6 protein-coding genes and 1 pseudogene are annotated in these 10,427 nt (G+C 33.9%); 2 read left to right on the plus strand and 5 right to left on the minus strand.

The features are described from left to right. From VFS71_RS03905 to VFS71_RS03920, 4 genes are all read right to left on the minus strand, one after another. Positions 1 to 560, minus strand: a 560-nt coding sequence (locus VFS71_RS03905) for an aconitase family protein (RefSeq protein WP_326399491.1), incomplete at its 3' end; no start/stop codon positions are given. A 119-nt stretch (positions 561 to 679) separates the two neighbouring features. Further along, a complete protein-coding gene (locus VFS71_RS03910) occupies positions 680 to 3,448 on the minus strand; it encodes a bifunctional aconitate hydratase 2/2-methylisocitrate dehydratase (RefSeq protein ID WP_326399493.1) in 2,769 nt (922 codons plus the stop codon). 286 nt (positions 3,449 to 3,734) lie between these two features. Further along, positions 3,735 to 4,688, minus strand: coding sequence for a MoxR family ATPase (locus VFS71_RS03915; RefSeq protein WP_326399494.1), 954 nt, complete (start codon positions 4,686 to 4,688; stop codon positions 3,735 to 3,737). Between the two features lie 81 nt (positions 4,689 to 4,769). Beyond that, positions 4,770 to 6,200 carry a peptidylprolyl isomerase gene (locus VFS71_RS03920; RefSeq protein WP_326399495.1) on the minus strand — a complete coding sequence of 477 codons (1,431 nt, stop codon included), beginning with the start codon at positions 6,198 to 6,200 and terminating at the stop codon, positions 4,770 to 4,772. Between the two features lie 740 nt (positions 6,201 to 6,940). On the opposite strand from VFS71_RS03920, the gene VFS71_RS03925 reads away from it, so the two are divergent. Next, a complete protein-coding gene (locus VFS71_RS03925) occupies positions 6,941 to 8,380 on the plus strand; it encodes an alpha-amylase (RefSeq protein ID WP_326399497.1) in 1,440 nt (479 codons plus the stop codon). Between the two features lie 158 nt (positions 8,381 to 8,538). Next, positions 8,539 to 10,128, plus strand: a complete 1,590-nt coding sequence (locus tag VFS71_RS03930; RefSeq protein WP_326399498.1) for a peptide chain release factor 3 — start codon at positions 8,539 to 8,541, stop codon at positions 10,126 to 10,128. 82 nt (positions 10,129 to 10,210) lie between these two features. Here VFS71_RS03930 and VFS71_RS03935 read toward each other — a convergent pair. After that, positions 10,211 to 10,427, minus strand: a pseudogene (locus VFS71_RS03935) (hypothetical protein); the annotation flags it as partial.

Here is a 10,427-nt window from a genome sequence, read left to right on the forward strand (position 1 = left end):
CCAGACATTACATCCACGGCGTCAGCACCACCCACACCGATAGCCAACATTCCCAATCCACCAGCATTTACAGTATGGGAATCTGTACCAATCATCATTCCTCCAGGGAAAGCATAGTTTTCCAAAACAATTTGGTGAATAATTCCTGATCCTGGTTTCCAGAAACCAATTCCATATTTATTTGAAACTGATGATAGAAAATCAAAAACTTCTTTAGATTGCGTATTTGCAACTGCTAAATCTGTAGAAGCACCTACTTTGGCTTGGATCAAGTGATCACAATGAACCGTTGTTGGAACAGCAGCTTTTGATTTACCTGCATGCATAAATTGCAATAATGCCATTTGAGCTGTTGCATCTTGGCAAGCAACTCTGTCCGGAGCAAAATCAACATAATCAACTCCGCGGGAGAAAGCTTTTGAAGCAGTTCCATCCCAAAGGTGACTGTATAAAATTTTCTCCGTTAAAGTAAGTGGGCGACCAACTACCTCACGTGCTGCATCAACACGAGTCGTCATGTTGGCGTACACTTTTTTAATCATTTCAATATCAAAAGCCATAATTATAATTGTTTTTGTTATTTAATTTTAAACATAACAAGGTACAAAAAAATAGAGTATAAAAAAAGCCTGAGTCATTAGACTCAGGCTTTTAAACTATAATTAACTAATAATGTGAATTATTTAACTAATAACTTATGAGAAGGCGCAAACTTAGTTAGGTTGATTCCTTCTACTGCAGTTTTATATTCTTCTATAGTTGGAGTTCTACCAAGGATTGTAGATAATACCACAACTGGTGTAGACGAAAGTAATGATTCTCCTTTTTTACCCTCAGTATCTTCAACTACTCTTCCTTGGAAAAGACGAGTAGATGTTGCCATTACAGTATCTCCTTTGGCAGCTTTTTCTTGGTTACCCATACAAAGGTTACAACCTGGACGCTCTAGATACAACATGTTTTCGTATGATGTACGTGCCGCAGCTTTAGGAACATTATCGTCGAATTCGAAACCAGAGTATTTTTGTAAAATCTCCCAGTCACCTTCTGCTTTTAATTCATCAACAATATTATAAGTAGGAGGAGCTACAACTAGTGGCGCTTTGAATTCTACTTTACCTTCTTGCTCATCAATATTTTTAAGCATATGAGCTAGAATTTTCATATCGCCCTTGTGAACCATACAAGATCCGATAAATCCAAGATCTACTTGTTTAACTCCACCGTAGAAAGATAGAGGTCTTATAGTATCGTGAGTATATCTTTTAGAAACATCAGCATTATTAACATCTGGATCAGCAATCATTGGTTCAGCAATCTGATCAAGATCTACAACCACTTCAGCATAATACTTAGCGTTTGCATCTGGTCTTAAAGCTGGTTTCTCACCTGAAATGATCTCAGCGATTCTCTTATCAGCAATAGCAATCAATCCTTTAAGAACTTGATTTTTATTGTCCATTCCCTTGTCGATCATAATCTGAATTCTACCTTTCGCCATCTCTAGCGACTCAATCAAAGTATAATCTTCAGAAATACAGATAGAAGCTTTCGCTTTCATTTCTGCAGTCCAGTCCGTAAACGTAAAGGCTTGATCGGCATTAAGAGTTCCTAAATGAACCTCAATAATTCTTCCTTGGAATACATTCTCTCCACCAAATGTTTTAAGCATTTGAGATTGTGTAGCATGAACTACATCACGGAAATCCATATACCCTTTCATGTCTCCTTTGAAAGTTACCTTCACAGATTCTGGAATTGGCATTGAGGCTTCACCAGTAGCCAATGCAAGAGCAACAGTTCCTGAGTCAGCACCAAAAGCAACACCTTTAGACATTCTTGTATGAGAGTCACCACCAATGATGATTGCCCACTCGTTTACAGTAATATCATTAAGTACTTTATGAATTACATCCGTCATTGAGTGATAAACGCCTTTCGGGTCACGAGCTGTGATCAATCCGAAGTCGTTCATAAATTTCATCAATCTAGGAATATTTGCCTTAGATTTATTATCCCAAACTGAAGCTGTATGACAACCCGATTGGTAAGCACCGTCAACAATTGGAGAAATCACAGTAGCAGCCATAGACTCTAACTCTTGTGAAGTCATCAAACCAGTTGTATCTTGTGAACCAACAATATTTACGGTAACACGAACATCTGAACCAGCATGCAAAACTTTACCTGGAGTTGTTCCAACCGCGTTTTTATTAAATATTTTTTCTACAGCTGTAAGACCTTGTCCTTCAACAGAAACTTCTTTTGACGGAGCATATACAGGTACGATATCAATACCAAGAGTCTTTGATGCAAATGTTTGCAATTTTTTTCCAAACACAATAGCGTAAGACCCACCAGCTTTTATAAATTCAATTTTCTGAGGAGTAAATGCCTTAGAAATATCAATTAATTCTTTGTCTCCGTTATAAAGTTTCTTTGTTTTGGTATTGATAGTAAGAACAGTACCAGTAGCGACAGAGTAAACTTCCTCTAGAATAGGGTCACCGCTTTCATTACGAACAGGGTTACCATTTTCATCTAATTTTTTTACCCAGTTTTTAAGGTCAAGACCAATACCACCAGTAACGTCAACAGTTGTTAGGAAAATCGGAGAAATACCGTTTGTTCCTGCAACAATTGGAGCAATATTAATAAATGGAACATAAGGACTAGCTTGTTTACCACTCCAAAGCGCCACGTTGTTTACACCTGACATTCTTGAAGAACCAACACCCATAGTACCTTTTTCAGCGATTAACATCACGCTCTTATCAGGATTCGCATCCGCTAATGCTTTGATTTCAGCCTGTGCTTCTGGAGAAATTAAACATTTTCCATGAAGTTCACGATCTGAACGTGAGTGGGCTTGGTTTCCTGGAGAAAGTAAATCCGTTGAAATATCTCCCTCACCAGCAATAAAAGTAACTACCTTAATTTCTTCTGCAATTTCAGGTAATTTAGTAAAGAACTCAGCCTTAGCATAGCTCTCAAGAATTTCTTTTGCTATTCCGTTCCCGCTTTTGAAAGCTGCTTCTAAACGATCTGTATCGGCCTCATAAAGAAAAACTTGTGTCTTTAAAACTTCCGCTGCATCTTTTGCAATTGCAACATCATTACCTAAAGCTAAATCAAGTAATACCTTTATAGAAGTTCCACCTTTCATATGCGACAATAACTCCAAAGCAAAAGCTGGCGTAATTTCAGCAACTACTGATTGACCTAGAACGATTTCTTTTAAAAAATTAGCTTTAACAGTAGCAGCAGGAGTAGTTCCTGGTACAACATTATAAATAAAGAATTTAAGAGAATCCTCTCTGTACTCGTTATCCAAATCTTTAATTTGTTCAATGATTTCGCTTAGTAGTTCAGCACCATCAATTGGCTTCGGGTTAAGCCCTTGGTTTTTTCTTTCTTCAATCTCTTGAATGTAATCCTTATAAGTCATAACAGAAGTCTTTTATAGGTATTTTTATTTTTTTGTACGCAAATTTAGGAATTAAAGCTGATAATTAAAAAAAATTTAATGGATCCACCTTTTTTAAAAATTATTATTGCAAAATAAAAGATTTTGATGCGTTAAAATGAGAAATACGCACATTTCGCCTATCAAATTTACAAATTCAGCAATTCCAAAATTGGATTTTAACAAAAATAAAAACTATTGTTAAAACAAAAAGTGTTACATTCCCATTAGAATATAACACTTTTCAATAATTTCTTATTTTTTACTTTTAAATCAGCTTATCAATTATCATTTCCTCAGAAATTCCTTCCGCATCGGCTTTATAGTTCTTAATGATTCGGTGTCTCAATATTCCAGTCGCAACTGCTTTTACATCTTCAATATCTGGAGAAAACTTACCATGAAAAGCAGCATTGGCTTTGGCTGCCAAAATTAAATTCTGTGACGCTCTTGGTCCCGCTCCCCAATCCAAATAATTCTTTACAAATCCATTGGAAAGAGCATTATCCGGACGCGTTTTACTTACCAATGTTACCGCATATTCCACCACATTATCTGCAACAGGAATTCGACGAATCAAATGCTGAAAATCTATAATCTCTTGAGCCGTAAACAATGCGTTTACTTTTGTATCAGAATCTGCAGTTGTGCGTTTCACCACTTGCACCTCTTCCTCAAAAGAAGGATATTCCAGTTTTATGGCAAACATAAATCGGTCTAATTGCGCTTCAGGCAAAGGATAAGTTCCTTCTTGCTCAATTGGATTTTGTGTAGCCAATACAAAATAAGGCAAACTCAACTTATGGTTTGCGCCTGCAATAGTAACAGACCTTTCTTGCATCGCCTCCAATAAAGCAGCTTGTGTTTTTGGCGGAGTTCTATTGATTTCATCAGCCAAAATAATATTTGAAAAAATAGGTCCTTTTATAAATTTAAACTGTCTATTTTCATCTAATATTTCACTCCCTAATATATCTGACGGCATTAAATCTGGTGTAAATTGAATTCTTTTAAAATCCAACCCTAAAGCTTGCGCCAAAGTATTTACCAATAAAGTTTTGGCTAGTCCAGGAACCCCAACCAATAAGGCATGACCCCCTGAAAAAATACAAAGCAAAATTTGATCAACAACCGCTTCTTGACCAACAATGATTTTGGCAATTTCTTTTTTTAATTCATTACGCTTTTCAACTAAATTTTGTATCGCTGTTACATCCGACATTTTATATTATTTTTTTTAATTAAAAAAAGAGCTAGCTCTATGAAAACATAAAACTAACTCTTTTTATTTATTTAATGAAAATTATTTTTTAACCCAGTTATTAGTAAAAGGACAATCTTTATATTCATCAACAATCTTAATATAAGTATCTTTTATTTTAACATCAAACCATTTTCCAATTGCCTTAAATTGCTTTTCTTTTAATGCCAAATCTTTAATTTTGATGTAATCTTTAGCATAATCGGCGGTATGCGAATCTATTCTATTAGTTACAATCATAATTTTATAATCTTTCTTCCCTTGAACATCTTCTAGAAATGGCATAGAAATTTCATTATCTTTTAAATTCGAAACCTGACTATATATAGAAGGATCCATTTTGGTCAATTCAAAACGCGTATCTTGTGTTTTAGGATTCACCAAAGTTCCACCATTAGCTCTTGTTTCTTTCTCATCCGACATTGTTCTTGCCGCTTCCGCAAAAGTGATTTCTTTATCCTCAATTTTCTTTCTTATCAAAGTAATTTTCTCTTTAGCCTCTTTCAAAGATTCTTGAGAAACTACTGGTGATATCAATATATGTCTCAATTCTATCTCCTGACCTTTGATCTTTTCTACATAAATAATATGATAACCATACTGAGTTTCAAAAGGTTCAGAAATTTCACCCTCAGCAAGACTAAAAGCCACATCTTTAAACTCTTTTACAAAAGGAGTCTTACGAGTCATTTTATAATATCCTCCATTTTTACTGGACCCTGGATCTTCAGAGTACAATACCGCTTTGGTTGCAAAACTCGCCCCTTCAAGACATTCTTTTCTAAAACCATTCAGTTTATCAATTACCTTTTTCTTATCCTCTTCAGTAACTTTAGGCTTGATAACGATTTGTGCCACTTCTAATTCTGCACCAAAAACTGGTAAATCTGCAACAGGTATCTTCTTAAAAAATTCTCGAACTTCTTCAGGCGTTATTTCAACTTTTTCAACAATTTTCTTTTGCATTTCACTTGTGAGTTTCTGTTCTTTCAACACATCAAAGAAATAGGTTCTAAATTCTTCTTCTGAATCTTTTTGATAGTATTTAACCAACTTATCCATAGATCCAATTTGCTCGATCATATAACTTAATCTTTCATCCATCATCCCTTTTACTTCAGAATCACTTACTATAACACTATCCTGAACGGCTTGATGTGCATATAATTTATCCTCTAATAATCTACCTAAAATTTGACATCTAGTTACATCTTTAGTAGAACCTCCCTGAGCTGTAATCTCAAGAAATCCTTTATCAATATCAGAATCCAGAACAATATAATCCCCAACTGTTGCTACAACACCATCAATTTTAAGCTTTTTCCCAGAAGAAACTACTGGCTTTGCAACAGCAACAACACTATCTTTTATAATTTCTTGAGCATTTACGAAGGTTAAAGCAGTAAACAAAAGAAAAAAAGTCAACACAACTTTATTAGTTATGTATTTCATTTGTACAATTTTTAAAGGCATTTTTTATATTTTATATTATTATTATTTTAAATAGAATCTGTTTCAAAAAAAAACGCATCCTGCTTAAATAGAACACTTTAAAACAAATCAAGTTTATTTACTTTAAAGTTCAAAGAATTAAAACGCATTAACTCAACAGAATACTTACAATTTTCCGAATTTAAACCGAACAAAAATAACAATTCGATTGCATTAAACAAGTTTCCTCTGTAGTATTAACAAAAAATTATTAAGTTCCTTGAGGTGCGTTTATTTACAGTTTACAATTCAAAAATCGGATTCTACTTTAAAAGAGTCAAAGCTTAAAAAAATCCAATAAAGTTTAAAATGGCTTACTTTTTTATCTCTTTCATTATACTTTTTTTTAACGAATTAGCATTTATCATCATTTAAAATATCAAATCAACACTTTTAATCAATTAAATTATTTTTTATGTTTTTTCTAATTATCTAAAAAACATTTAATTTATTTAGAATCCCTCAAAAACAAATACACAACCCACTAATTAATAGCCTTTTAAAATAATTTATAAACACTATATCGTTGTAGTGAACTTTTGAAATAAAAAAATTACAAATCTTACTGTATTTTAAATACATTCGCTACGCTAAAAAGTTAATCCAATAATTAACAGCTAATTATAAAAAACAAAAAGCTTGAAATTAAACAGATTTTCAAGAGGCACAGAATTCTTATTAAACCCAAAAAAACCAATTACCAACCTTAAATTAACCAAATTATGAAGAAACCAATTTTTAAAATTTATTTTTTAACCGCTTTACTGGCAGGACTTTATTCCTGTAATTCGACTGATGAAGTTAGCGACAAAAGTCCTGAAGCGTCAACATTCAAGATAATCAATGTGACCACACACGATGGACGTCCTTTTAGCACTGGAAATTCAAAAACATCTCTTACTGGAAAATATGTTGATAATCCTGGAGGTGGGGTAATGATGCAAGCCTTTTATTGGGATGTACCTTCAGGAGGAAACTGGTGGAATACAATTGCAACAAAAGTTACGGACTGGGGAAATGCAGGAATTGGATCAATATGGCTACCTCCAGCATCAAAAGCACAAAATGGAGCTTTTTCAATGGGATATGACCCTACTGATTACTTTGATTTTGGAGATTATAATCAAAATGGTTCCACAGAAACTCGATTTGGTTCAAAAACTGAATTGGTAAATTTAATTACTAAAGCCCACACCGAAAATATAAAAGTATATGCTGACATTGTAATCAATCACAATAGCGGAGGGCAATCAGAAGCCAATCCATTTACAGGAACCAACACTTGGACAAATTTTACAGGGATAGCTTCAGGAAAATTCAAAAGAACATATGCAGATTTTTATAAAAATTCCTTTGGAAACAATGACGAAGGTGCATTTGGAGGATTTCCAGATTTATGTCATGCCGCACCAAACGTGCAAGATTGGCTTTGGAAAAGAACAGATGGGGTAGGTAAATACTATAAAAACACCATGAAATTTGACGGATGGAGATTTGACTATGTTAAAGGTTTTGGCTCTTGGGTAGTAAGAGACTGGAATGCAAATGTGGGTGGGTTTTCTGTTGGTGAATTATGGGATTCAAACGTAAATGTGCTCAATGACTGGGCAAACAATGCAAACAGTTCTGTATTCGATTTTGCCTGCTATTATAAAATGAATGATGCTTTTGATGGTAATAATCTTGCCCTATTAAATGACGACATGATGTGGAAAAGAAATCCATACAAAGCAGTAACTTTTGTAACCAATCACGATACTGATGAAATTTGGGCCAAAGAATTAGCATACGCATACATTCTTACCCATGAAGGTTATCCAACCATTTTTTATAGAGATTATGAAGAATGGCTTAACAAAGCAAAATTGAATAACCTTATTTGGATTCACAACAACAAAGCAACAGGGAATACCTCCATATTATATGCTGACAACGATGAATATATCGCCAGAAGAAATGGCTATAATGGAAATCCAGGATTAGTGGTTTACATTAATAATTCCACTGCTACATTAGAAAGATGGATCCAAACCAATTGGGCGTCTAGACAAATCAAAGACTTTACAGGAAATTCTACTTGGTATCCTACAACACAAGCAGATCAATGGGTAAAAATACAATGCCCTCCAAAGAGCTATACTGTTTGGTCGCTGAATATATAATCATTATTATTTGCAAAATAAAAGCTATCCAGTACGGATAGCTTTTTTATTTTTTAGAACAATTATAATAATGAACAAATAACAACCTTTTTATTATAACTATATTTTTTCATATAGAATTTATAAATAGTACTTTTGCAGACTATTTATATAAAAATATGAGTTTTTTAAAAGAAATACAACGAAGACGAACTTTTGGGATTATTTCACACCCCGATGCCGGAAAAACAACACTAACTGAAAAATTACTTCTTTTTGGAGGAGCTATTCAAGAAGCCGGTGCTGTTAAAAATAATAAAATTAAAAAAGGAGCAACGAGCGATTTCATGGAAATTGAACGTCAAAGAGGAATCTCGGTTTCCACTTCTGTTTTAGCCTTTAATTACAAAGAAAAAAAGATAAACATTCTTGATACACCAGGTCACAAGGATTTTGCCGAAGATACTTTTAGAACCTTAACAGCTGTAGACAGTGTAATTGTTGTAATAGACGTTGCAAAAGGAGTCGAAGAGCAAACCGAAAAATTGGTTTCTGTATGTAGAATGCGTAAAATTCCGATCATTGTCTTCATCAACAAATTGGACCGTGAAGGAAAAGATGCTTTTGACTTAATGGACGAGGTGGAACAAAAACTTGGATTAACAGTTACTCCACTAAGTTTCCCTATAGGAATGGGATATGATTTTCAAGGCATTTACAACCTTTGGGAACAAAACATCAATTTATTTAGCGGTGATAGTCGTAAAAACATCGAAGAAACAATCGCTTTTTCAGATGTACAAAGTCCAGAATTAGAAAAAATAATCGGTCAGAAACCTGCCGATCGTTTGCGTGAGGAACTGGAATTAATAGATGAAGTATATCCTAAATTTGATCGTCAAGATTATTTGGATGGAAAATTACAACCTGTCTTTTTTGGATCCGCATTAAACAATTTTGGAGTTCGTGAATTATTAGATTGTTTTGTTGCCATTGCACCATCACCTAGACCTAAAGATTCTGAAACCAGACTAGTAGACCCAAAAGAAGAAAAAATGTCTGGATTTGTATTTAAAATCCATGCCAATATGGATCCTAAACACAGAGACCGATTAGCATTTATAAAGATTGTTTCTGGAACTTTTGAAAGAAACAAGCCTTATTTCCATGTTCGCCAGAAAAAAAACTTAAAATTCTCAAGTCCAAATGCATTCTTTGCTGAGAAAAAAGAAATAGTTGACATTTCATATCCTGGAGATATCGTTGGGCTTCATGATACTGGAAATTTCAAAATTGGTGATACTTTGACCGAAGGAGAAATCATGAGTTTCAAAGGAATCCCAAGTTTCTCTCCAGAACACTTTAGATACATCAATAATGCTGATCCAATGAAAGCCAAACAGCTTGACAAAGGAGTCGATCAATTGATGGATGAAGGTGTGGCTCAACTATTCACATTGGAGATGAATAATCGAAAAGTAATTGGTACTGTAGGAGCATTACAATATGAAGTTATTCAATACCGATTGGAGCACGAGTATGGTGCAAAATGTACTTATGAAAACTTTCCTGTTCACAAAGCTTGCTGGGTAAAACCAGACGACGCCAAGAATGAAGAGTTTAAGGAATTTAAACGCATAAAGCAAAAGTTCCTCGCAAAAGACAAATACAATCAGTTAGTATTTCTTGCGGATTCTGACTTTACGATTCAAATGACACAGAGCAAGTACCCAAGTGTTAAATTATTTTTCACTTCTGAATTTGATTAAATTTTCAATTAGAAATACAAAAAAACGCCAACATTAAGTTGGCGTTTTTTATATACAAATTAAATTTAACCTTAAATAAATACTAACAAGATTTGATATTTATCGCTTTTTTCAAAAGTGTCTTCACTAATAAGTGATTTGGCTCTCTACCGGAAGTTAAAATACTTTTTTTAGAATAAAATGAATCACTAGACATAGTGCTATTAACATCTTCTTTCGTCCCCATAAACCACAAAATAAAATTCATATTTGAATTCAATTCTGAAGTAGATACCTTCGCAGAAGCTGTGTCATCAGTT

Origin of the sequence: Flavobacterium sp., from assembly GCF_035760125.1 — a bacterium.
Classification (GTDB): Bacteria; Bacteroidota; Bacteroidia; order Flavobacteriales; family Flavobacteriaceae; genus Flavobacterium.